The sequence below is a fragment of the Streptomyces taklimakanensis genome, assembly GCF_009709575.1.
GTDB lineage: Bacteria > Actinomycetota > Actinomycetes > Streptomycetales > Streptomycetaceae > Streptomyces > Streptomyces taklimakanensis.
The window spans coordinates 4,184,385-4,207,486 of the sequence record NZ_WIXO01000001.1 but is presented as its reverse complement, the minus strand read 5'-3'; the positions used below and the strand labels follow the sequence as shown (position 1 = coordinate 4,207,486).

At 73.1% G+C, this 23,102-nt stretch carries 18 protein-coding genes; 10 read left to right on the top strand and 8 right to left on the bottom strand.

Annotation, left to right across the window (positions count from 1 at the left end):
- The first annotated feature begins 29 nt into the window (after positions 1-29).
- The 4 genes from gcvT (at position 30) to F0L17_RS18715 (ending at position 4,567) form a co-directional block, all read left to right on the top strand.
- The gene (gene gcvT / locus F0L17_RS18730) at positions 30-1,157 is read left to right on the top strand and encodes a glycine cleavage system aminomethyltransferase GcvT (RefSeq protein WP_155071978.1); all 1,128 of its coding nucleotides are present in this window, start codon (positions 30-32) and stop codon (positions 1,155-1,157) included.
- 158 nt (positions 1,158-1,315) lie between these two features.
- Positions 1,316-1,693: a glycine cleavage system protein GcvH gene (gcvH, locus tag F0L17_RS18725; protein WP_155071977.1), complete on the top strand. Its 378-nt coding sequence runs from the start codon at positions 1,316-1,318 to the stop codon at positions 1,691-1,693.
- Positions 1,694-1,757: 64 nt separating this feature from the next.
- Positions 1,758-3,026, top strand: a complete 1,269-nt coding sequence (locus F0L17_RS18720) for a serine hydroxymethyltransferase (protein WP_155071976.1) — start codon at positions 1,758-1,760, stop codon at positions 3,024-3,026.
- 140 nt (positions 3,027-3,166) lie between these two features.
- Positions 3,167-4,567: an L-serine ammonia-lyase gene (locus F0L17_RS18715; RefSeq protein WP_162466393.1), complete on the top strand. Its 1,401-nt coding sequence runs from the start codon at positions 3,167-3,169 to the stop codon at positions 4,565-4,567.
- A gap of 84 nt (positions 4,568-4,651) precedes the next feature.
- On the opposite strand, the gene F0L17_RS18710 is transcribed toward F0L17_RS18715, so the two are convergent.
- Together F0L17_RS18710 and F0L17_RS18705 are read right to left on the bottom strand one after the other, a co-directional pair.
- Positions 4,652-5,146, bottom strand: coding sequence for a hypothetical protein (locus tag F0L17_RS18710; protein WP_155071975.1), 495 nt, complete (start codon positions 5,144-5,146; stop codon positions 4,652-4,654).
- 65 nt (positions 5,147-5,211) lie between these two features.
- The gene (locus F0L17_RS18705) at positions 5,212-5,529 is read right to left on the bottom strand and encodes a DUF2795 domain-containing protein (protein WP_155071974.1); all 318 of its coding nucleotides are present in this window, start codon (positions 5,527-5,529) and stop codon (positions 5,212-5,214) included.
- A 171-nt stretch (positions 5,530-5,700) separates the two neighbouring features.
- On the opposite strand from F0L17_RS18705, the gene F0L17_RS18700 reads away from it, so the two are divergent.
- Positions 5,701-6,456 (top strand): VWA domain-containing protein, encoded by a 756-nt coding sequence (locus tag F0L17_RS18700; protein ID WP_162466392.1) that lies wholly within the window; start codon positions 5,701-5,703, stop codon positions 6,454-6,456.
- 51 nt (positions 6,457-6,507) lie between these two features.
- Here F0L17_RS18700 and F0L17_RS18695 read toward each other — a convergent pair whose 3' ends face one another.
- The 4 genes from F0L17_RS18695 to glgX all read right to left on the bottom strand — a co-directional run bounded on the left by F0L17_RS18695 (position 6,508) and on the right by glgX (position 11,617).
- On the bottom strand, positions 6,508-7,296 hold the full coding sequence (locus tag F0L17_RS18695) for a M23 family metallopeptidase (protein ID WP_162466858.1): 789 nt from the start codon (positions 7,294-7,296) through the stop codon (positions 6,508-6,510).
- Between the two features lie 162 nt (positions 7,297-7,458).
- Positions 7,459-8,820, bottom strand: coding sequence for an SH3 domain-containing protein (locus F0L17_RS18690; RefSeq protein WP_155071973.1), 1,362 nt, complete (start codon positions 8,818-8,820; stop codon positions 7,459-7,461).
- Between the two features lie 209 nt (positions 8,821-9,029).
- On the bottom strand, positions 9,030-9,257 hold the full coding sequence (locus F0L17_RS18685; protein WP_155071972.1) for an EF-hand domain-containing protein: 228 nt from the start codon (positions 9,255-9,257) through the stop codon (positions 9,030-9,032).
- 92 nt (positions 9,258-9,349) lie between these two features.
- A complete protein-coding gene (gene glgX / locus F0L17_RS18680; RefSeq protein WP_420802476.1) occupies positions 9,350-11,617 on the bottom strand; it encodes a glycogen debranching protein GlgX in 2,268 nt (755 codons plus the stop codon).
- Between the two features lie 230 nt (positions 11,618-11,847).
- Here glgX and F0L17_RS18675 point away from each other — a divergent pair, with 230 nt between their 5' ends.
- A complete protein-coding gene (locus tag F0L17_RS18675; protein WP_155071971.1) occupies positions 11,848-12,615 on the top strand; it encodes an enoyl-CoA hydratase/isomerase family protein in 768 nt (255 codons plus the stop codon).
- A gap of 255 nt (positions 12,616-12,870) precedes the next feature.
- Positions 12,871-13,338: an ATP-binding protein gene (locus tag F0L17_RS18670; protein WP_155071970.1), complete on the top strand. Its 468-nt coding sequence runs from the start codon at positions 12,871-12,873 to the stop codon at positions 13,336-13,338.
- 47 nt (positions 13,339-13,385) lie between these two features.
- Here F0L17_RS18670 and F0L17_RS18665 read toward each other — a convergent pair whose 3' ends face one another.
- Positions 13,386-13,697, bottom strand: coding sequence for a hypothetical protein (locus F0L17_RS18665; RefSeq protein WP_155071969.1), 312 nt, complete (start codon positions 13,695-13,697; stop codon positions 13,386-13,388).
- A 188-nt stretch (positions 13,698-13,885) separates the two neighbouring features.
- On the opposite strand from F0L17_RS18665, the gene F0L17_RS18660 reads away from it, so the two are divergent.
- The 3 genes from F0L17_RS18660 (at position 13,886) to F0L17_RS18650 (ending at position 20,016) form a co-directional block, all read left to right on the top strand.
- Positions 13,886-15,820 carry an ABC transporter ATP-binding protein gene (locus F0L17_RS18660; RefSeq protein ID WP_155071968.1) on the top strand — a complete coding sequence of 645 codons (1,935 nt, stop codon included), beginning with the start codon at positions 13,886-13,888 and terminating at the stop codon, positions 15,818-15,820.
- Positions 15,817-17,718, top strand: a complete 1,902-nt coding sequence (locus F0L17_RS18655) for an ABC transporter ATP-binding protein (protein WP_155071967.1) — start codon at positions 15,817-15,819, stop codon at positions 17,716-17,718. Before F0L17_RS18660 ends, F0L17_RS18655 begins: the two co-directional genes overlap by 4 nt.
- Before the next feature lie 300 nt (positions 17,719-18,018).
- Positions 18,019-20,016 (top strand): M4 family metallopeptidase, encoded by a 1,998-nt coding sequence (locus F0L17_RS18650; protein ID WP_155071966.1) that lies wholly within the window; start codon positions 18,019-18,021, stop codon positions 20,014-20,016.
- Between the two features lie 156 nt (positions 20,017-20,172).
- Here F0L17_RS18650 and glgP read toward each other — a convergent pair whose 3' ends face one another.
- Positions 20,173-22,830 carry an alpha-glucan family phosphorylase gene (glgP, locus tag F0L17_RS18645; RefSeq protein ID WP_162466391.1) on the bottom strand — a complete coding sequence of 886 codons (2,658 nt, stop codon included), beginning with the start codon at positions 22,828-22,830 and terminating at the stop codon, positions 20,173-20,175.
- Positions 22,831-23,102 lie beyond the last annotated feature (272 nt).

Here is a 23,102-nt window from a genome sequence, read left to right as displayed (position 1 = left end):
CCCGGCCGCCTCGCCTGGGAGCCACGACCATGAGCGATTCCCCCCGACACACCGCCCTCGACGCCGTCCACCGCGCCCTCGGCGCGACCATGACGGACTTCGCGGGGTGGGAGATGCCGCTGCGCTACGGCAGCGAGCGCGACGAGCACAACGCCGTGCGCACCCGCGCCGGCCTGTTCGACCTGAGCCACATGGGCGAGATCACCGTCACCGGCCCGCAGGCCGGCGAACTCCTGGACCGCGCCCTGGTCGGTCACCTGTCCGCCGTCCCGGTGGGCCGGGCCCGCTACACCATGATCTGCGAGGAGTCCGGAGGCATCCTCGACGACCTGATCGTCTACCGGCTGGGCACCGAGGAGTACCTGGTCGTCGCCAACGCCGCCAACGCAGGGGTGGTGCTGGACGCCCTGACCGAGCGGCGCGACGGCTTCGGCCTTCCGGAGGCCGCCGTGCGCGACGACCGCGACGCCTACGCGCTGCTGGCCGTCCAGGGCCCCGCCTCCCCCGGCATCCTGGCCTCCCTCACCGACGCCGACCTGGACGGGCTGAAGTACTACGCCGGGCTGCCCGGCACGGTGGCGGGCGTGGAGACGCTGATCGCCCGCACCGGCTACACCGGCGAGGACGGCTTCGAGCTGTTCGTCGCCCCCGGCGACGCCGAGACGCTGTGGTCGGCGCTGACCGAGGCCGGCGCGGACGCGGGTCTGGTGCCGTGCGGACTGTCCTGCCGCGACACGCTGCGGCTGGAGGCGGGCATGCCGCTGTACGGGCACGAGCTGTCCCGGCGGACCACCCCCTTCGACGCCGGCCTGGGCCGTGTGGTGAAGTTCGACAAGCCCGGTGACTTCGTCGGCCGCGCCGCACTGGAGGAGGCCGCTCGGAAGGCCGCGGAGAACCCGCCGCGGAAGCTGGTCGGCCTGGTCGCCGCCGGCCGTCGGGTGCCGCGCGCCGGGTACGCGGTGGTCGGCGCGGACGGTGCGGTGATCGGCGAGGTCTCCTCCGGCGCCCCCTCCCCCACCCTGGGGAAGCCGATCGCGATGGCGTACGTGGACGCCGGTCACGCCGCGCCCGGCACGGAGGGTGTGGCCGTGGACATCCGCGGTACGCATGAGCCGTACGAGGTCGTCGCGCTGCCGTTCTACCGACGCGAGCGCTGACGGACGCCGGCCTCCCCGACCTTCGACCCCCGGGGGCTCCCGGGGACCGCCGCGGGTCCCCACCGGTCCGCCGTGCCCCGCGCGGCGGACCGCCCCGACCCGTCCCACCTGGCAAGACCCGTTTCCCCACCCACACCTCTCATCGGGAGAATCGCGACATGAGCAACCCCCAGCAGCTGCGCTACAGCAAGGAGCACGAGTGGCTGTCGGCCACCGAGGACGGCGTGGCGACGGTCGGCATCACCGAGCACGCCGCGGGCGCGCTCGGCGACGTCGTCTTCGTCCAGCTCCCCGAGGTCGGCGACACGGTGACCGCGGGCGAACCCTGCGGCGAGCTGGAGTCGACCAAGTCGGTCAGCGACCTGTACGCGCCCGTGTCCGGCGAGATCACCGAGGTCAACCAGGACGTGGTGGACGACCCGGCGCTGGTGAACTCCGCCCCCTTCGAGGGCGGCTGGCTGTTCAGGGTGCGGGTGACGGAGGAGCCCGAGGAGCTGCTCTCCGCCGACGAGTACACCGCCTTCACCGGCGAGTGACTCTCCCGGCCTGCTCCCCGCCCGCCCCGTCCGCCTCCCGCACGTCACGATCGGAAAGATCCGGATGTCGCTTCTGAACTCCTCCCTGCACGAGGTCGATCCCGACGTCGCCGCGGCCGTCGACGCCGAGCTGCGCCGCCAGCAGTCCACGCTGGAGATGATCGCGTCGGAGAACTTCGCCCCGGTGGCCGCCCTCCAGGCCCAGGGCTCGGTCCTCACCAACAAGTACGCCGAGGGCTACCCCGGCCGCCGCTACTACGGCGGCTGCGAGCACGTCGACGTCATCGAGGACATCGCCCGCGAGCGGGTGAAGTCCCTCTTCGGCGCCGAGGCCGCCAACGTCCAGCCGCACTCGGGCGCCTCGGCCAACGCCGCGGCGATGTTCGCCCTGCTCGACCCGGGCGACACCATCCTCGGCCTGGACCTGGCCCACGGCGGCCACCTGACCCACGGCATGCGGATCAACTTCTCCGGCAAGCTCTACGACGTGGTCGCCTACCACGTCGACGCGGCCACCGGCCTGGTGGACATGGCGGAGGTCGAGCGGCTGGCGAGGGAGCGTCGTCCCAAGCTGATCATCGCCGGCTGGTCGGCGTACCCGCGGCAGTTGGACTTCGCCGCCTTCCGTCGGATCGCCGACGAGGTGGGCGCGCTGCTGATGGTGGACATGGCGCACTTCGCCGGTCTGGTGGCCGCCGGGCTCCACCCCAACCCGGTGCCGTACGCGGACGTGGTCACCACCACGACCCACAAGACCCTCGGCGGCCCGCGCGGCGGGGTGATCCTGTCGAAGCAGGAGCACGCCAAGAGGATCAACTCCGCGGTCTTCCCCGGTCAGCAGGGCGGCCCGCTGGAGCACGTCATCGCGGCGAAGGCCGTCTCCTTCAAGATCGCGGCGACGGAGGAGTTCAAGGACCGTCAGCGTCGTACCCTGGAGGGCGCGAAGCTGCTCGCCGAGCGGCTGATGCGGCCGGAGACGGCCGAGGCGGGCGTGTCCGTGCTGTCCGGCGGCACCGACGTCCACCTGGTCCTGGTCGACCTGCGCAACAGCGAGCTGGACGGTCGGCAGGCCGAGGACCGTCTGCACGAGATCGGCATCACGGTCAACCGCAACGCCGTCCCGAACGACCCCCGTCCGCCGATGGTCACCTCCGGACTGCGCATCGGCACCCCGGCGCTGGCCACGCGCGGTTTCACCGCCGACGACTTCCGTGAGGTCGCGGACGTCGTCGCCGAGGCGCTCACGCCCTCGTTCGACGAGGCGAGGGCCAAGGAGCTGACCGCCCGCGTCTCGGCCCTGGCCGAGAGGCACCCGCTGTACCCCGGTCTGTAGGACCGCGCCACGGCACCCGGGTGCGCCGCCCCACCGGGCGGCGCACCCGCGCCCCACACGCCCCGCGCACCCGGCGGGGTCCGAGGGCCCGCCGCACCCGGTGGGCCGTGAACCACGAGCAGACAAGGGAGTCCGCCACCGTGGCCATCTCCGTCTTCGACCTCTTCTCCATCGGCATCGGCCCGTCCAGCTCCCACACGGTGGGACCGATGCGGGCGGCCCGGATGTTCGCGCTCCGGCTGCGGAAGGAGGGTGTGCTGGCCCGCACCGCCTCGCTCCGCGCCGAGCTGTACGGCTCCCTGGGCGCCACCGGCCACGGTCACGGCACCCCCAAGGCGGTGCTGCTGGGACTGGCCGGCCACTCCCCGCGCACGGTGGACGTCGAGGCGGCGGAGGCCGAGGTCGAGCGGGTGCGGCGCTCGGGCCGGCTGGGCCTGCTGACGGCCACCGCCGAGGTCGGTGACGGCGGCGACGGCGGTCGGGAGATCCCCTTCGACGTCGACCGCGACCTGGTGTTGCACCGCCGCCGCTCGCTGCCGTACCACGCCAACGGGATGCTGCTGACCGCGTACGACGAGGGCGGCGCGGTCCTGCTGGAGAAGACGTACTACTCGGTCGGCGGCGGCTTCGTGGTGGACGAGGAAGCGGTCGGCGCCGACCGCATCAAGCTCGACGACACCCCTCTCAAGCACCCGTTCCGCACCGGTGACGAGCTGCTGCGCGCCACCCGCGAGACGGGTCTGTCGGTCTCGGCGCTGATGCTGGAGAACGAGCTGGCCTGGCGGACCGAGGAAGAGGTCCGCGCGGACCTGCTGGAGATCTGGCGGGTGATGCGCGAGTGCGTCGCGCGCGGTCTGTCGAAGGAGGGCATCCTGCCCGGCGGGCTGAAGGTCCGCCGCCGCGCCGCCGCCTCGGCCCGCCGGCTGCGCGCCGAGGGCGACGCCGCGGCGCACGCCATGGAGTGGCTGACGCTCTACGCGATGGCGGTCAACGAGGAGAACGCGGCGGGCGGCCGCGTGGTGACCGCCCCCACCAACGGCGCGGCGGGCATCATCCCGGCCGTGCTGCACTACGCGATGGAGTTCGTTCCCGGCACCGACGAGGACACGGTGGTGCGTTTCCTGCTGACCGCGGGCGCCGTCGGCCTGCTGTTCAAGGAGAACGCCTCCATCTCCGGCGCCGAGGTCGGCTGTCAGGGCGAGGTCGGCTCGGCCTGTTCCATGGCCGCGGGCGGCCTCGCCGAGATCCTGGGCGGATCGCCGGAGCAGGTGGAGAACGCCGCCGAGATCGGCATCGAGCACAACCTGGGCCTGACCTGCGATCCCGTGGGCGGTCTGGTGCAGATTCCGTGCATCGAGCGCAACGGCATGGCCGCGGTCAAGGCGGTCACCGCCGCCCGGATGGCCCTGCGCGGCGACGGCCGCCACCATGTCTCGCTGGACAAGGCGATCAAGACGATGAAGGAGACGGGCGCGGACATGAAGGTCAAGTACAAGGAGACCGCGCGCGGCGGGCTGGCCGTCAACGTCATCGAGTGCTGAGAGGGCGGGGCGCGTGGGGCCCCGCGCGCCCCGCCCCCGCGCGACCGTCGGCACCGGTGCGCGCGGGGCGCCGTCGGCCCCGTCTCAGCGGCGGGACTTGGTCTCGTAGCGGGGGCCGAGGCCGGCGGAGTCGCCCTGTACCTCGGTGACCAACTTGTGGACGGCCACCAGGTCGTGCAGCAGCACCCGGGTCTCCTCCTGCGGCAGCTCCGCGGCGCGGGAGACGTCCTGGAGGTGGACGGGCTCGCCGGGGTGCCGTTCCTCCTCGGCCGTCAGGGCACGGAACACCCTCTCGTGCCGTTCGCCGTACTCCGGGGCGCCCCGGCCGGTGAACGTGCGTCCCGTCTCCCCCGCCGTGCGGGAGTCGGTGGCCTCGGTGCCGCGCCGCCCCTGTTTGCCCTGGTCGCGGGTCTCCAGCCGCTCCTCGTGCGTGATCGTGGACCGGCCGGTGAGGTGGGTGCGCTGCTTGGAGGCGCCGGTGGTGTCGCTCCGCTCGCTGGGCCGGCGTCCGGCGCGTTCGGCCTCGCGGGCCGTGGCGCGCTTCTGGTCCTCGTCGCCTTCCATCTTCTTGCCCGACATGGGTCTCCCTTCGGAGTCGCTCGTCATCGGTCGGTCCGGCCCGTTCCGCCGGGACGGCGGTTCCCTCAACGGTCCAGTTCGTCCTCCACCGGAGTTTTGGGGGCGTCCCTGAGGTGCTGCGAGAGGCCGGGTTTGCCCCCCTTGCGGGCCTGCGCGGCCTGCTGCGAGGCGCTGTGTCCGAGGTCGGAGTCGGGATCGACCCGGACCGAGCGCGCGACCTCCTCGCGGTTGTCGTACCGGTCCGGTGGGATGCCGCGCAGCGCCTTGAGCGCCTCGTCGGACGCGCCGCCGACCTTCGCGGCCCGCAGCAGTTCGTCCTTGTCCGCCGGGAAGTCGACGTCCTTCAGGGAACCGAGGATTTCCTGTACGTCCGTGTGAGCCATGTCGAGCGGGTTCCCGACACCCTGGGGCGAAAACCGCGAATCAGGCACTGGCCTGTGGAAACGGCCGCGGAACGCCGACGGTGGGAGGTTCTCCACAGGGTCGTTCGTCGTCACCGGTCCTCGACTACTCTCGCTCGCACGCGTCGAGCGCACGAGCGAGGGGGGCACACCGTGGCCATCGACCACGTCAAGCGGCAGGGGACCGGCTCCGGGAGCGGGTCGGCCATCGGCCTGGAGAAGGTGGCGGCCACCGCTCCGGGGCTGGTGAGCCTGTACAAGCAGGCCGCGGTCAGCCTGGAGAAGCACCGGCTGTCGGGACAGCGCGCCGCGGTCTACCTGGTGTTGGACCGCTCCGGTTCGATGCGGCCGTACTACCGCGACGGCACCGTGCAGCACCTGGCCGAGCAGGTGCTGGGGCTGGCGGCCCACCTGGACGACGACGGGCGGGTGCCGGTGGTCTTCTTCAGCACCGGGGTGGACGGAACGGCCGAGGTGTCGTTGGACGACCACGCGGGGCGCGTCGAGGCGCTCCACGACTCGCTCGGGCACATGGGGCGCACCAACTACCACCTGGCCATGGAGGCGGTGATCGACCACTACCGGGCGAGCGGCTCGACCGATCCGGCGCTGGTGGTCTTCCAGACCGACGGCGGCCCCACCTCGAAGGCCGCCGCCGAGCGGGTGCTGTGCGAGGCCTCCCGTCTGCCGCTGTTCTGGCAGTTCGTCGGGTTCGGGGACGACGAGTTCCGCTTCCTGCGGAAGCTGGACGAGCTGCCCGTGCCGGGGAAGCGGGTGGTGGACAACGCCGGGTTCTTCGCCGCCGGGCCGGATCCCCGTGCCGTCTCCGACGCGGAGCTGTACGACCGGTTGACCGGGGAGTTCCCCGACTGGCTGCGGGCCGCCCGGGCCGGCGGCATCGTGCGCTGACCCGGGCGGCCCGCGGGGCTCGGGCCGGTGCCCGCACCGGCCGGGGACGCCTCAGCAGACGGGCACACCCGGCAGTTGGGCGGCGGGGTGGTCGATGTAGATGTTGGAGATGAAGCCGCCCTGGTCACGGAGCTTGCTCCACCAGTTGTTGGTGTACCCCTCGGCGTTGACGGTGTCGCCCTGCTTCTGGCAGACGACCGTGACCCGGGTGGGCCCGGCCAGGCCGGCGACGACCGGCGAGGAGAGGTAGGCGTCGGCGCGGACGCGGACACCGCTGCCCCAGGTCATGAAGGAGCTGCCGCCGCCGCAGCCGTTGTCGCTGGTCAGGTAGGCCTGGTGGTAGCTGCCCGGGTAGGCCAGGCCGGAGCCGTTGATCCGGATGTTCTGGCCCACGCCGTTGTAGAGCTGTTCGTAGTGGATGTGGGCGCCGGAGGAGTTGCCGGTGCTTCCGGTGGTGCCGATCTGCTGCCCCTGGCCGACCCAGGCGCCGTTGGCCACGGAGAACGAGGCCAGGTGGAAGTAGTAGGTCTTCCACCCGCCGCCGTGGTCGACGACGACGTAGTTGCCCGCCCCGCCGGCCTGGTAGTGCCGGGTGGCGGTGCCGGCGGCGGAGGCCAGCACCGGGGTGCCGGCGGTGGAGCCGCCGTCGGCGCGGACGAAGTCCAACGCGCGACGCACCTCGGCGGAGTGGTGGCTGTAGGTCCACTTCTGGCCGCAGGGGTAGGGGGCCTTGAAGTTGGGCGTGGCCAGGGTCCCGGCCGTCTCGGCCCGGGCGGGTGCGGCGGTCAGGCCCGCCAGTACGGCGAGCGCGCCCACCAGCACGGCCAGGAGCCGGCCGATCGCCGACCGGGCCGGGGCGGCGAGGTGCGCGGGGGCCGGGGGTATGGGGGATGTCGCGGACACGGGCGTCTTTCCTCCCTGGGTGAGGGTGCGGGTGCGGGGCGTGGCGGGTGGAGCGGTGGACCGGTGCCCCGGGTCCGGGGCACCGGTCCGAGTCGGCGGCTAGCAGGTGGGAACGCCGGGCAACCACCCTTCGGGGACGTCGATGAAGATGTTGGAGACGTAGCCGCCGTGGTCGGGCAGGTAGGCCCAGGCATCGTTGGTGTGACCGTCGTAGGTGACCGTCTCGCCGTGGACCTGGCACTCCACCCGGACCCGCGTCGGGCCGGCCAGGCTGTCCACCACCGTGGACCCGGTGGTCGGCCGCTGCCGGACGCGGACGTCACTGCCCCAGGTGGGGAAGGTGGAGCCGGTCTGGTCGCCGGTCCACAGGTAGGTGACGGTCACCCAGCCGTTGTCGTTCAGGCCGACGTTGTGGAAGGTGCCGTCGGCCAGGTCGATGCCGGCCGGGTTGAGCACACGGCGGCCGAAGCCGTCCAGGCCGCCGTTGTAGCCGTCCTGGTACGCGGCCTGGGCCTCGGGGAGTCCTCGGGGCAGGTCCCGGAAGCTCTCGCGGATCGAGGAGGGGTTCCAGTGGTCGTCGTGGATGTTCCACGGACCGACGTCCCACACGGGCGCGGTCTCGCAGCGGACCGGACCGCAGACCCGGACCGAGTAGTCCGAGGTGCCCCGGGGGGACAGGCCGCGCCGCGAGGGCAGGGCCACGAAGTGGTCGTCGGGACGGATGACGTGGCCGTTGGCGGTGGTGTGGCCGACCAGGCCCTCGCGGGTGGCGAAGACACGGGCGGTGAAGGGGGCGGCGCTCGCCCCGGCCCTCTCGTACTGGTCCCGCCGCTCCCCCGGCGCGGTGTCGGCGGTCAAGCGCAGACCGCGCACGGCCAGTCCGCCGGTGGTGTCCCAGAGCACCAGCCGCACCTGGACGGTGGTGACGGCGCGCGGGAGGACGGCGGCACCGGCCTCGTCCGGACCCGCCTCGCGCCACTCGGTCCACCGGCCCTCGCCCGAGCGGCCGCGGACGTCGACGGCCACGCGGGCGTCGTCGGGCACCCGGGCGTCGAGTTCGGCGCGGAAGCGGTCGGCGGGGTGGTCGATCCGGTGGGGAGCGAGGACCTGGGTGCCGTGGCGACCGGGCGCCCCGGCGGAGACGGCGGAGGGGGCGGAGGAGACGTCGTCGGTGCCGGCGGTCGTCCGCAGGGCGCCCTTGGTGTGGCGGACGCCGGCGTCGTCGGCGTCGACGTGGCTCAGGTCGGCCTGCCAGGTCTGGACGGGAGCGTCCTGCGCGCCGGGCGCTACGCGCGTGGACGTGTGCGCGGCGCCGGACGCGGCGTGGGAGAGGGAGGCGGGGGCAAGGGTCAGGCACAGCAGCGCCGCGATGGGCGCGACCAGTCCGGGGAAACGGTTCTTCGGGGTGTGCTTCGGGGTGTGCTTCGGGATGCGGTGGGGGGTTGTGCGCGGAGCGCGCATCGCGATCCTCCGGTTCGGGCCGGCGCCTCGCCCCCGTCCGGAAGGTCCGTTCGGAGGCCCGGCGCGCGGCGGACCTGGGAGCCGCCGTACCGTTCGGCCGCGGCGGGCTCACCGTAGAGCGGATGACATGTCACGTACAAGAAGGCGGGGCGGACGCCATTGGTGCCGACCAGTGACGTCCGCCCCGCCCGCGGGACCCGACCCGCGCCCTACGCCAACGTGGCGGCCTTCTGGCGCGCCGCCCAGAACTCCTCGAAGGAGAGCAGGCCGTCGCCGTTGCCGTCGTGCTGGTCTATCAGGGTCTGGGCCAGGCCCACCGTGACGTTGTGGTCCCCCAGCTCGCCCATCGCCTGCTGGAACTCCGCGGCGGTGATCAGTCCGTCCTTGTTCAGGTCGAACCGGTCGAAAACCTCGCGTGCGGCCTCGATCTCGGCCATCGACACCTGCTCCTCCGTTGTGCGGTCGTGACGCGCACACCCTAACCGGACGTCACATCGACCACACCGGCAACAGCGGCCACACGGACCACTCAGCTCACCACCCGCCACATCAGCACCGACCGTCCGGGAACCTCCACCTCCTCGCCGGCCGGGTGAACCGTGCCCGGCTCCCGCTCCTGCTCCTCCGACGAGGTGTCCACCACCAGGGCGTACGCCCGTCCCCACGGCGGGCCGGGCAGCCGGAAGGCCCGGGACGCGTGACCGGCGTGGAGGAGGACCAGGAAGCTGTCGTCGACCACCGGGGCGCCGCGGGCGTCACGCTGCGGAATGTCCCGGCCGGACAGGTACATGCCCAACGTGGCGCCGGGCGCGTACCAGTCGGGTTCGGTCATCTCCTCTCCGCTCCCGGTGAACCAGGCCAGGTCGCGCAGTCCTTCGGGGCCGTGCGCACGGCCGGAGAAGAAGGCGCGCCGCCGCAGCACCGGATGGTTCCGGCGGAGCGCGATCAGCCGCGAGGTCAGGTCGAACAGCGCCCGCCAACCGGGTTCCTCCCGCAACGACCAGTCCACCCAACCGATCTCGTTGTCCTGGCAGTAGGCGTTGTTGTTGCCGCCCTGGGTGCGGCCCATCTCGTCACCGGCCACCAGCATCGGCACCCCGGTGGACAGCAGCAGCGTGGTGAGCAGGTTCCGCAGTTGCCGCCGCCGCAGGGCACGGATTCCCCCGTCGTCGGTCTCGCCCTCCACACCGCAGTTCCAGGACCGGTTGTCGTCCGTCCCGTCACGGTTGTCCTCGCCGTTGGCCTCGTTGTGCTTGCGCTCGTAGCTCACCAGGTCCCGCAGGGTGAAACCGTCGTGCGCGGTGACGAAGTTGACCGACGCGTACGGGCGCCGCCCGCCCCACGCGTACAGGTCGCTGGAGCCCGACAGCCGGTACCCCAGGTCGCGGACGTCCGGCAGGGCTCCCCGCCAGAAGTCGCGGACGGTGTTGCGGTAACGGTCGTTCCACTCCGTCCACAGCGGCGGGAAGGCCCCGACCTGGTAGCCGCCCGCGCCGACGTCCCACGGTTCGGCGATCAGTTTCACCCGGCGCAGCACCGGGTCCTGGGCGATGACCGCCAGGAACGGCGAGAGCATGTCCACGTCGTGCATGGAGCGGGCCAGCGTCGCCGCCAGATCGAACCGGAACCCGTCCACGCCCATCTCCCGCACCCAGTAGCGCAACGAGTCGGTGATCAGGCGCAACACCTGGGGCTGGACCACGTGGAGGGTGTTGCCGCAGCCGGTGTAGTCGACGTGGTGGCGCGGATCGTCGGCCAGCCGGTAGTAGCCGCGGTTGTCGATGCCGCGCAGGGAGAGCGTGGGCCCGAACTCGCCGCCCTCGGCGGTGTGGTTGTAGACCACGTCGAGGATGACCTCGATCCCGGCGGCGTGCAGCGCGCGCACCATCCTCCGGAACTCCCCCACCTGCCGGCCGCGCGTGCCGGTGGCGGCGTACGCGGCGTGCGGCGCGAAGTAGCCGATGGAGTTGTAGCCCCAGTGGTTGCGCAGACCGCGGCGGAGCAGATGGTCCTCGTGGGCGAACTGGTGGACCGGCAGCAGTTCCACCGCCGTCACCCCCAGCCGTGTCAGGTGCTCGATCGCGGCCGGGTGCGCGAGCCCCGCGTAGGTGCCGCGCAGCTCGGGCGGGACGTCCGGGTGGCGCATGGTGAAGCCGCGCACGTGCAGCTCGTAGATGACCGAGTCCGACCAGGGGACCTTGGGACGGCGGTCGTCGATCCACTCGTCCCCGGCCCCCGTGCCCGCGTCGAGGGCCGAGTCGACGACGACCCCCTTGGGCACGTACGGCGCCGAGTCCCGCTCGTCGCGGACGGTGTCGGCCAGCTGGGGCTGCGGCCAGTCGCGGACGTGGCCGTAGGCCTCCGGCGGCAGCGTGTACTCGCCGTCCACCGCGCGGGCGTAGGGATCGAGCAGCAGCTTGGCGGGGTTCCACCGGGCGCCCGTCCAGGGGTCCCAGCGGCCGTGGACCCGGTAGCCGTACCGCCGGCCGGGACGGACGCCGGGGACGAAGCCGTGCCAGATCTCGTGGGTGTGCTCGGTCAGCGGGCAGCGCGTCTCGGTGCCGTCGTCGTCGAAGAGGCAGACCTCGACGGCCTCGGCACCGGCCGACCAGAGGGCGAAGTTGGTGCCCTCCACCCCGCCGGGGCCGATGTGGTGACGGGCGCCCAGCGGTTGGGGGCTGCCCGGCCACACGGTCGCCCCGGCCGCTCGGGGGCCGCCGGACGGCCCCGGGGCGTGGGCCCGTGGCGTACCGGACGCCGTCGCCCGGCGCGACTGCTGTTCGGGGGCGCTGTACACGTCGGACACGATCGGCCTCCGGCGGCTCGCGGCTGGGCGGACACGGCGATCGCGCGGCACCGTCCCGGCCGTCGGCCCCCGTGTCCGGGTCTGCCGGGAGTGTTCCCGTTCCTCTCGTCCGCCTCACCCGCGTGATCGCCGCCGCTGCTCCGACCGAGTGGCACGCCGGGCGCACCGCGGCGCGCGAGGGCGCCTGCCCACTCCCCGTTAACGGGGGCTAACCTGCCCCCATGACTGTGACTCTTGAGGTCTCCGAGGGCGTCGGCACCCTCCGACTGGACCGTCCCCCCATGAACGCGTTGGACGTCGCCACCCAGGACCGGCTGCGCGAGTTGGCCGAGGAGTGCGCGCGACGCGACGATGTGCGGGCCGTGGTGATCTACGGCGGCGAGAAGGTGTTCGCGGCGGGCGCGGACATCAAGGAGATGCGCGAGATGGACCACGCGGCGATGGTCGCCCGCTCCCGCGGTCTCCAGGACTCCTTCACCGCCGTGGCCCGCATCCCCAAGCCGGTGGTGGCCGCGGTGACCGGTTACGCGCTCGGCGGCGGCTGCGAACTGGCCCTGTGCGCCGACATCCGGATCGCCGCGGAGAACGCCAGGCTCGGCCAGCCGGAGATCCTGCTCGGCCTGATCCCGGGGGCCGGCGGCACCCAGCGGCTGGCGCGGCTGGTCGGCCCGGCGAAGGCCAAGGACCTGATCTTCACCGGTCGTCAGGTCGGGGCGGACGAGGCGCTGACGATCGGCCTGGTGGACCGGGTGGTGCCCGCCGCCGAGGTCTACGAACAGGCGCACGCCTGGGCGGCGAGGCTGGCCGCCGGTCCGGCCATCGCGCTGCGCGCCGCCAAGGAATGCGTCGACGCGGGCCTGGAGGCGGACATCGACACCGGACTCGCGATCGAACGCACCTGGTTCGCCGGACTGTTCGCGACCGAGGACCGGGAGATCGGCATGCGCAGCTTCGTCGAGGAGGGACCGGGCAAGGCGAAGTTCCGCTGACCCGCTGACGTCCCGCGATCCGGGACACGGGGTCCGCGGCCACGCGGCCTCCGGGGAAGATCCGGGAAGGGGCCGGGAAGGCTTCGGGAAAGGCGCGGAACGGGCGCTCAACGGCGCACGGTCCGTTCCGCGCCCCGCTCCCGGCGCACCACGACCGCGCGCCACCGCTCCGACGAGCCGGACGGCCTCCCGCTCCGGGCGGACGTTGCCGCGCCACCGGCCCCGCGACGGCCCTTTTCCCGCCATGATGGGGCCATGGCGGGAGTGAACGCGACGCGTACGGCGTCGGAACCGGAGCAGTGCCCGACCCCGGCTGTCCTCGGGGCGAGCGACGACCCGACCACTGGGGAGGTGTTGCTGCCCAACCGCCCCGAGTCGGCGTACGCCGCCCGCGAGCTCGTCCGGTCCGTCCTGACGCGGCGGTGGGGGCTGCCCGCCTCGCTCACCGAGGACGTCGTGCTCCTCGTCTCCGAGCTGGTGGGCAACGCCGTGCGGCACACCGGGGCCCACACCCTGGGGTTACGGGTGCGGCGGCCGCACGGCCGGATCCGCGTGGAGGTACGGGACCCCTCGCGCGGGTTGCCGTGCCTCCTGCCCGTCCACGACCTCGACGTCAGCGGCCGAGGACTGTTCCTGGTGGACCACCTGTCCGACCGCTGGGGCGTGGACCTGCTGCCGCACGGCAAGACCACCTGGTTCGAGGCGGCATCCGGGGACCACTGACCGCACGGCCCCGACGGCCGGCCCGGAGGCCGGGGCCGGCCGCCGGGTCAGCGGCCGGCCGCGTACCGCTGGGTGCTCGCCCGACGCCGTCGGTCGTTGCACAACAGGCACCGCCCCCACCCCGGCGGCAGCGGATCCTCCTTGTCCCCGTAGAGCGGATCGACCGCCCCGCGCGGATGTTCCCGGCAGCCCGTGCCACCGCTGTCGCCGCTCAACGACCGGGCCGCGTCCAGCGCCCGGCTCAGCGCGTCCACCATCCCGTCCACCTGTTCCGCCGTCGGCTCGCCGTCCAGCGCGAAGGCGATGTCGGACGCGGTGTGCAGCGCGGCCCGCAGTTCTCGTACCTCTGCCTGACTCATACCGCGCAGCGTAGGGGCCGCCACCGACATCCCGGCCACGGCTCCGGAGGCGGGCCGGCTCCACCGCCGGGCAGAGCCGGCGCGACGGCGGGCGAGGGCCCTCGGGGTCCTCCGTCCGTGTCCGTCCTCGGGCCTACGGCGGAAAACCGAGTGTGGTCCGTCAGTGGTGAACCGTAGTCTCACTGCTGATGTCTGCCACCGCCACCCATCCCCCTCACCCCGACCGACCACGTCCACCGGAGCCGGCTCCGCCCACCGCGTCCGCCCCCGCCGCCGGTCCGTCCGTCGACGCCGGCCCGGACCGGGAGCGCTCCCCCGTCCGCTCGTTGCTCCGGCTGTGGCCCTACGTGCGGCCGGTGCGGGCACGGCTGTTCACCGCGGCGTTCGTGGCGGTGGCCGCCTCCTGTCTGGGGTTGGTCATCCCCCTGGTGCTGAAGTGGATCGTGGACGGTCCCATCGCCGACCGCGACACCGGCGGGGTGTGGCTGGGCGGCGGGCTGCTGCTGGCCGTCGGCGTGCTGGAGGCGGCCCTGTTCGGGTTGCGGCGGTGGCTGGTGGCCCGCCCGCTGGCCGGGGTGGAGGCGGCGATGCGCGCCGCCCTGTTCTCGCGGCTCCAGCGGTTGCCGGTCGCCTTCCACGACCGCTGGGCGAGCGGCCAACTGCTGTCGCGCGCCACGGCGGACCTCAACCTGCTCCGCATCTTCCTGGCCTTCCCCCTCACCTTCCTGGTCGTCAACGGCACCACCGTGATCGTCGGTTTCGCCGTCCTGCTCTCCCAGGAGTGGACGCTGGGTCTGGTGCTGCTGGCGCCGGTGCTGCCGCTGGTGTTGCTCTGCTCGGTCTTCGAGGCGCGGTACTCGCTGGCCGCCCGCCGGGCGCAGGATCAGGTCGGCGACCTGACGACGGTCGTCGAGGAGGCCGTGCTCGGCATCCGGATCATCAAGGGGTTCGGCCGGCACCGCAGCCAGGCCCGCGCCTTCCGGGAACTCTCCGAGCGGCTGTTGGACACCGAACTGCACAAGGCCCGGCTGTTGGCGGGCATCTGGGCCGTGGTGACGGTGCTGCCGGAGCTGGCCATCGGCGCCGCGCTGGTCTGGGGGACGGTCCAGGTGGCCGACGGGGAGCTGTCGGCGGGCACCCTGGTCGCCTTCCTCACCACGGCCCTGGCCCTGCGCTGGCCGGTGGAGTCGATCGGTTTCCTGCTCGCGATGAGCAACGAGGCGGCGACGGCGGCCGACCGCTACTTCGAGGTGATGGACGAGCCGGTTCCGCCGGACACCCTCACCGAGGCCCCGCCCCCGTCGGGCCTCCCGTCCAAGGCCCCCTCCGCCTCGCCCGCGCGTGGGGCCCCCGCCCCGGGCGCCCCGGCCGTTGGCGACGGGCTGCGCATGGAGCGGGTCGTCTTCCGCTTCCCCGACGCGCCGCCCCACGTCCCGCCCGTGCTGGACGGCGTGGACCTGCACATCCGTTCCGGCGAGACGTTGGCGCTGGTCGGCGCCACCGGAAGCGGCAAGACCACGCTCACCGCGCTGATCCCCCGACTCCACGAGGTGACCTCCGGCCGGATCACCCTCGACGGGCGGGACACCGCGGCGATGCCGCGCGCGAAGCTGCGCTCGCTGGTCGCCGTCGCCTTCGAGGAACCCACGCTGTTCTCCGCCACGGTGCGGGAGAACGTGCTGATGGGAGCGGAGGGCGCCGGGCGGGAGGAGCTGGCGCGCGCCCTGCGGGTGGCCCAGGCCCGGGAGTTCGTCGACGCGCTGCCGCAGGGGGTGGAGACCCAGGTCGGCGAGCAGGGGCTGAGCCTGTCCGGCGGCCAACGGCAGCGTCTGGCCCTGGCCCGTGCCGTGGTCGGCCGTCCCCGCTTCCTCGTCCTGGACGATCCGCTCTCCGCGCTGGACGTCCACACCGAGGCCCTGGTGGAGGCGGCCCTGCGCGAGGTGCTGGCCGGCACCACCGCGCTGGTGGTGGCGCACCGGCCCTCCACCGTGCTGCTGGCCGACCGGGTGGCGCTGCTGTCCGGCGGCCGGATCGCCGCCGTGGGCACCCACCGGGAACTGCTGCGTTCCAGCGCCGAGTACCGCCGTCTGATGTCCGGTGAGCCGCACCAGGAGGAACGATGACCACCACCGTCACCGGACCGCCCCCGGGGAACGAGGAGGCCGGACGGTCCGGGCCCGACGGCTCGGCGGGGACGGACGCCCCGGAGGGGACGGGCCCGGGCGGGCCGACCGACCCCTTCGACCGCGATGTGCTGCCCGCGCCGCGGAACGCCTCGCGCCGGCTGCTCGGCTCGCTGCTCCGCCCCCACCGGGCACGGGTCTCGGTCGCCGCCGCCCTGCTGCTCGCCCAGCAGGGTGCCGTGCAGGCCGGTCCGCTGCTGGTGGCGTACGCCATCGACCGGGCCGTGCCGGCCCTGCGCGGCGGGGACGGCGGACCGCTGCTCGCCGTCGCGGTGGGGTACGCGCTGTGCGCGCTGGCCGGCGGTTCCCTCCAGTTCGCCTTCGTCCGGGCCGCCGCCCGGATCAGCCAGAGCGTCCTGCTGGAGTTGCGCGGCCGGATCCACCGCCATGCGCAGGCCCTCAGCGTGGACTTCCACGACCGCTACACCTCCGGCCGACTGATCTCCCGCGCCACCACCGACGTCGAGGCGCTGCGCGAGCTGCTGGACGAGGGCCTCCAGGAGCTGCTGGGCGTGGTGCTGTCGGTGGTCTACATCTGCGTGCTGCTGGTCTGGTTGGACCTCGGCCTGGGCGGCGCTGCCGTGCTCTCCTTCGTTCCGCTGTACCTGATCGTGCGGAACTTCCGGCGCCGCTCGCTGCGCGTCCACCGCAGGAAGTCCACCGCCACCGCGGCGATGATCGTGAAGTTCGCGGAGACGATGAACGGCATCCGCCCGGTGCAGGCGTTCCGCCGCGAGGAGGAGGGCGAGCGGACCTTCGCCCGGCTCAACGAGCGGCATCTGAGGTTCAACGGCGACGCCATCTTGGAGATGGCCCGGTACGTGGTCTCCTCCCGGCTGGTGGCCAACACCGCCGTCGCCGCGATCGTGCTGTGGGGGGCCCACCGGGTGGCGACCGGCTCCCTGGAGTTGGGCGTGCTGGCCGCGGCGGCGCTGTATCTGCGGCGGCTGTACGACCCGATCGACCGGCTGGGGATGTTCCTCAACTCCTACCAGTCCGCGGCCGCCTCGTTGGAGAAGATCGCCGGACTGCTCGCCCAGGCGCCCGGTGTGCCCGAGCCGGACCGCCCCCGGCGGCTGCCAAAGCGGTCCGGCTCGATGCCCGGCCGCTCGGTGGTCTTCGAGGGGGTGAGCTTCGCCTACCGCACCGGTGGCGAGGTGCTGCCCCGCTTCGACCTGGAGATCCCGGCCGGCCAGACGGTCGCGGTGGTGGGTTCGACGGGCGCGGGCAAGTCCACGCTCGCCAAGCTGCTCGCCCGGTTCTACGACCCCACCGCCGGTCGGGTGCTGTTGGACGGCACCGATCTGCGGGAGTTGGCGATGCCCGAGCTGCGTCGCGGGGTGGTGATGGTGACCCAGGAGGCGTTCCTGTTCTCCGGCACGGTCGCGGAGAACATCGCCATCGGCCGTCCGGACGCCTCACGGGAGGAGATCGAGCGGGCGGCGAGGGCGATCGGCGCCCACGACTTCATCGCCGCCCTTCCCGAGGGGTACGACACCGACGTGCGCAAGCGCGGCGGTCGGATCTCCGCCGGACAGCGCCAGTTGGTCGCCTTCGCCCGCGCCCTGCTCGCCGACCCCGCCGTGCTCATCCTCGACGAGGCGACCAGTTCGCTGGACGTGCCCGGGGAACGCGCGGTCCAACAGGCCATGGAGACGGTCCTGCGCGGCCGGACCGCGGTGGTGATCGCGCATCGGCTGTCGACGGTGGAGATCGCCGACCGGGTCCTGGTCATGGAGGCGGGACGCGTGGTCGAGGACGGTCCGCCCGCCGAGCTGACGGCGGGCAGCGGCCGCTTCGCCGATCTGCACCGCGCCTGGCGCGACAGCCTGGTCTGACGGGCCGGTTCGCCGGGCACCGCCCCGGCGGACCGGTCGTCCGGGACGGTCCCGTCCCCGTCCCGCCCCCCCCGTCCCGGCACGGTCGTGTGTCGCTTCGGTGTCCCGTGTGTTTCCCCGATGTTCGCTGACCGAACATCGATTTTCTGACAACGGACAGGTTCTGGCCATTTTCTTGACCTGACCCTGACAGGAGGGTCGTTTCGGTGTCACTCTCTCCACGCCCCGACACGGCCGTCTCCCCCACCCGCCCCGCCCGTCCCTCGGCCGACCCCCACACCCGGGGCCCCCTCTGCATCGCTGTCCAGTGAGGAGCCCAGCGTGACAAGCAGACCCACCCCCCGCAGACGTGCCACCGCCGCCGGCACCCTCGTCGCCGTCTCGGCACTTCTGGCCGTCGGCCTCCAGACGCAGACCTCCACGGCCGCCCCCCACCAGGCCAAGCCCGACCCCGGTGCCCTCTCCGTCGAACTCTCCCCCGCCCAACGGGCCGACCTCCTGAAGGACGCGGAGGCCGACAGCGCCGCCACCGCCAGGGCGCTGAAGCTGGGCGCCAAGGAGAGGCTCATGGTCCGCGACGTCGTCAGGAACGCCGACGGCACCGTCCACACCCGCTACGAACGCACCTACGACGGCCTGCCCGTGCTCGGCGGCGACCTGGTCGTCGAGGAGGCCGCGGACGGTGGGATCCGGGAGGTCGTCAAGGCCACTCCGAAGAAGATCACCGTGCCCTCCACCGACGCGCCGGCCGCGCGGAAGCCTGCCAAGGCCCCCGCCGAGGGCAGCACCGCGCCCCGCAAGGTGATCTGGGCCGCCGACGGCGATCCCACCCTGGCCTGGGAGCGGGTCGTCGCCGGCACCCAGGAGGACGGCACCCCCAGCGAACTGCACGTCGTCACCGACGCCGGCACCGGCGAGAAGCTCGCCGAGTGGGAGGGCGTGCACACCGGCACCGGCGAGAGCATGTACGCCGGGCGCGTCACCATCGGCACCAGCTCCTCCGGTGGCCGGTACACGATGGCCGACGCCGGTCGCGGCAACCACCGCACCCACGACCTGAACGGCGGCACCTCCGGCACCGGCACGCTCTTCACCGACGCCGACGACCACTGGGGCAACGGCCTGCCGAGCGACCGTCAGACCGCCGGCGTGGACGCCCACTACGGCGCGGCCCTGACCTGGGACTACTACAAGAACACGCACGGACGGAACGGCATCCGCGGTGACGGCGTCGCCCCGTACTCCCGGGTCCACTACGGCAACGCCTACGTCAACGCCTTCTGGACCGACTCCTGCTTCTGCATGACCTACGGCGACGGCTCGGGCAACTCCAAGCCGCTCACCTCGATCGACGTCGCGGCCCACGAGATGACCCACGGCCTCACCTCCAACACCGCGGGCCTGATCTACCGCGGCGAGTCCGGCGGCCTGAACGAGGCGACCTCCGACATCTTCGCGGCCGCCGTGGAGTTCGCGGCGAAGAACGGCGCGGACGTGGGCGACTACCTCGTCGGGGAGAAGATCGACATCCGCGGCAACGGCACCCCGCTGCGCTACATGGACAAGCCGAGCAGGGACGGCAGCTCCAAGGACCACTGGTACTCCGGCATCGGCAGCATCGACGTCCACCACTCCTCGGGCCCGGCCAACCACTTCTTCTACCTGCTCAGCGAGGGCAGCGGCGCCAAGACGATCAACGGCGTGAGCTACGACTCGCCGACCTACGACGGCAAGCCCGTCACCGGCATCGGCATCGACGCGGCCGCGAAGATCTGGTTCAAGGCGCTCACCGAGAAGATGACCTCGACCACCAACTACGCGGGAGCCCGCACCGCCACCCTCACGGCCGCCGCCGACCTGTTCGGCAACGGCAGCCCCCAGTACGACGCGGTCGCCCACGCCTGGGCGGCGGTCAACGTCGGCTCCCGGCCCGACGGCGGCGACCCGGGCGACCCCGGCGAGGGCGTCTACCAGAACACCGACGACCACCGCATCCCCGACCCGGGCACGGTGGAGTCCCCCATCGAGGTGGACCGCCCCGGCAACGCGCCCGGCGACCTGAGGGTGGACGTGGAGATCGTCCACACCTACCGCGGTGACCTGCGCATCGACCTGGTCGCCCCCGACGGCAGCACCTACCGGTTGAAGAACTCCGGCTGGGACTCGGGCGACGACGTGCGGGAGAGCTACACCGTCGACGCCTCCTCCGAGACGGCGCGCGGCACCTGGAAGCTCCGCGTCCAGGACGTCTACCGCTCCGACTCCGGCCACATCGACAGCTGGAAGCTGACCTTCTGAGGCCGGCCCCGTCCGACCTCCCCACCCGCCCGTCCCCTCCGGTACCGCACGGTGCCGGAGGGGACGGGCGTCGGTGAAGGGGCGGGAAGGGCGCGGCGGGAGGAGCGTGGGGACAGGGCGCGGCACCGGCCGGACGGGCCGGTCCCATCCGGCCGATCAGCGCATCAGCACCCCCGCGGCCTCCCTGGCCGCCAGGTCGTCCGACGGCACGGCCACCAGTCCCATCTCGGCCGGACCCGCCAGCAGCGGGTGCGAGGGCAGCACCCGGACGGTGTAGCCGAAGGGGCCGGTGCGATCCAGCGCCAGCGGCCCCTCGTACAGCCAGCTCCCGTCCTCCTCGGGGCCGTCGGACGGCTTGAGCGGCACCCGGAGGGCGTCCTCGCCGGTGATGGAGTCCGACGCGTCCACCCGTCCGGCGACCACCTGCACCTCCACGTCCCTCGGCTCCAGGTCCCCGAGGGTCACCCGCACCCGCAGCGACAGCGAACCGCCCAGGCGGACCGACTCGCACACCGACTCCACGTGGCCGATCGCCACCCCCGGCCAGGCCGCGCGCACCCGCGCCTTCCAACCGGCCAGCCGCTCCGCCGTCCGCACGTCCATCGCCCGGTGGGCGTGGGCGGCCGGGATGTAGAGCCGCTCGACGTACTCGCGCACCATCCGGTCGGCCGGCACCTTGGGTCCGAGCCGCCCCAGGGTCTGGCGGACCATCTCGATCCACCGCTCCGGCAGTCCCGATCCTCCCCTGGCCTCCGGCATGGGGAACCCCACCCCGGCCTCCGGCATGGGGAACCCCACCCCGGCCTCCGGCGTGGGAGACCCCACCCCGCGGTCGTAGAAGCACGGCGCGACGTGCTCGTGGAGCAGTTCGTAGAGCGCCGCGGCCTCCATGTCGTCACGCCGCTCGCGGTCCTCGGGGCTCTCCTCGGCGGCGGGCCCGCCTCCGTCGGCGGTGGGGATGGCCCATCCGAAGTCCGGCTCGTACCACTCGTCCCACCAACCGTCCGGGACCGAGAGGTTGAGACAGCCGTTGAGCGCCGCCTTCATCCCGGAGGTGCCGCACGCCTCCAGCGGCCGCAGCGGGTTGTTGAGCCAGACGTCACAGCCGCTGTAGAGCGTCCGCGCCATGGCCATGCCGTAGTCGGGCAGGAAGACGATCCGGTGCCGCACCCGCGGGTCGTCGGCGAACCGCACCAGCTCCTGGATCAGCCGCTTGCCGCCGTCGTCGGCCGGATGCGCCTTGCCGGCGACGACGAGCTGGACGGGCCTGGTGGGGTGCAGCAGCAGTTCCGTCAGCCGTTCACGGTCGCGCAGCATCAGGGTCAGCCGCTTGTAGGAGGGGACGCGCCGGGCGAAGCCGATGGTGAGCACGTCCGGATCCAGGACGCCATCGATCCAGCCGAGTTCGGCGGATGAGGCGCCGCGCTGCCGCCAGGAGTCGTACAGCCGTCGCCGCACCTCCCGCACCAGTCGTTCGCGCAGGGTTCGGCGCAGCTCCCACAGTTCGGCGTCACCGGCGTCGGGCCGCATCTCCCGCACCTCGTCGGCGGTCCAGGTGGGGGCGTGGACGCCGTTGGTGATGGAGGTGATGGGCACCTCGGCGACGTCGAAACCGGGCCACAGCCCGGCGAACATCTCGCGGCTGACCGAGCCGTGCAGCGTGGAGACGCCGTTGGCGCGCTGCGCCAGGCGCAGCCCCATCACGGCCATGTTGAACACCCCGTCGTCACCGCCGGGGTAGGTCTCGGCGCCCAGTTCCAGCACCCGGTCCACGTCCACGCCGGGCAGTTCGCCGTCTTCGTCGAAGTGCCGTGCCACCAACGCCCGGTCGAAGCGGTCGATCCCGGCGGGCACGGGGGTGTGGGTGGTGAACACCGTCCCGGCGCGGACGGTCTCCACCGCGGTGTCGAAGGAGACGCCCCGCTCGCCCAGTTCACGGACGCGTTCCAGGCCGAGGAAGCCGGCGTGCCCCTCGTTGGTGTGGAAGACCTCCGGTTCGGGGTGACCGGTGACGCGGCAGTACGCGCGCAGCGCCCGCACTCCGCCGATGCCCAGCAGCATCTCCTGGAGCAACCGGTGCTCGCTGCCACCGCCGTAGAGCCGGTCGGTGACGTCGCGTTCGCGCGGGGCGTTCTCCTCCACGTGGGAGTCCAGCAGCAGCAGCGGCACACGGCCGACCCGCGCCTGCCAGACGTGGGCGCGCAGCAGTCGCCCGCCGGGCAGCCGCAGCTCCACGCGGACGGGGGCGCCGCCGTCCTCGCGCAGCAGCTCCAGCGGCATCTCGTTGGGGTCCAGGACGGGGTAGTGCTCCAGTTGCCAGCCGTCCCGTGACAGGCTCTGCCGGAAGTATCCGTGCCGGTACAGCAGGCCCACGCCGATCAGCGGGACGCCGAGGTCGGCGGCGGCCTTGAGGTGGTCGCCGGCGAGGACACCGAGTCCGCCGGAGTACTGCGGCAGGGCGGCGGTGATGCCGAACTCGGGCGAGAAGTAGGCGACCGCGGCGGGCGGTTCGCCCTCGATCCGCTGGTACCAGCGGGGTTCGGTCAGATGGGCGTGCAGGTCGTCGGCGACGTCGGCGAGTCGCCGCAGGAAGTCGCCGTCCTCGGCCAGCTCCTCCAGCCGCCGGGCGGAGACGGTGCCCAACACCCTCATCGGGTCGCCGTCGGACACCCGCGGGCCGTCGGGGTCGACGGCCCGGAAGAGTTCTCTGGTCTCGGAGTGCCAGGACCAGCGCAGGTTGTGCGCCAGGTCGCCGAGCGGTCGTAGGGGCTCCGGAAGGACGGGACGTACGGAGAATCGACGAATGGCCTTCACCCTTCGACGGTAACGGCCCCACCACCCTTTTCGTCCGAATTCCGCGATCCTCGCCGTGATCGCCCCCATTCGCCCGCACTCCGCGTCGCGAACGTCGCACACGCCGCGCACCCCGTGCGCCGGAGCGGCCTCCGCGCGCCGGGGGCCGTCCGGCCTTCCGGCGTACGACGGCACACGGGGGCGGCATCCGGGGCGCGGAAACGGCGACCCGACCGGAAACGCCCCCGGAGAGATATTCGGCACCGCGGGAACGTGTTTACGGCACTCCGTGC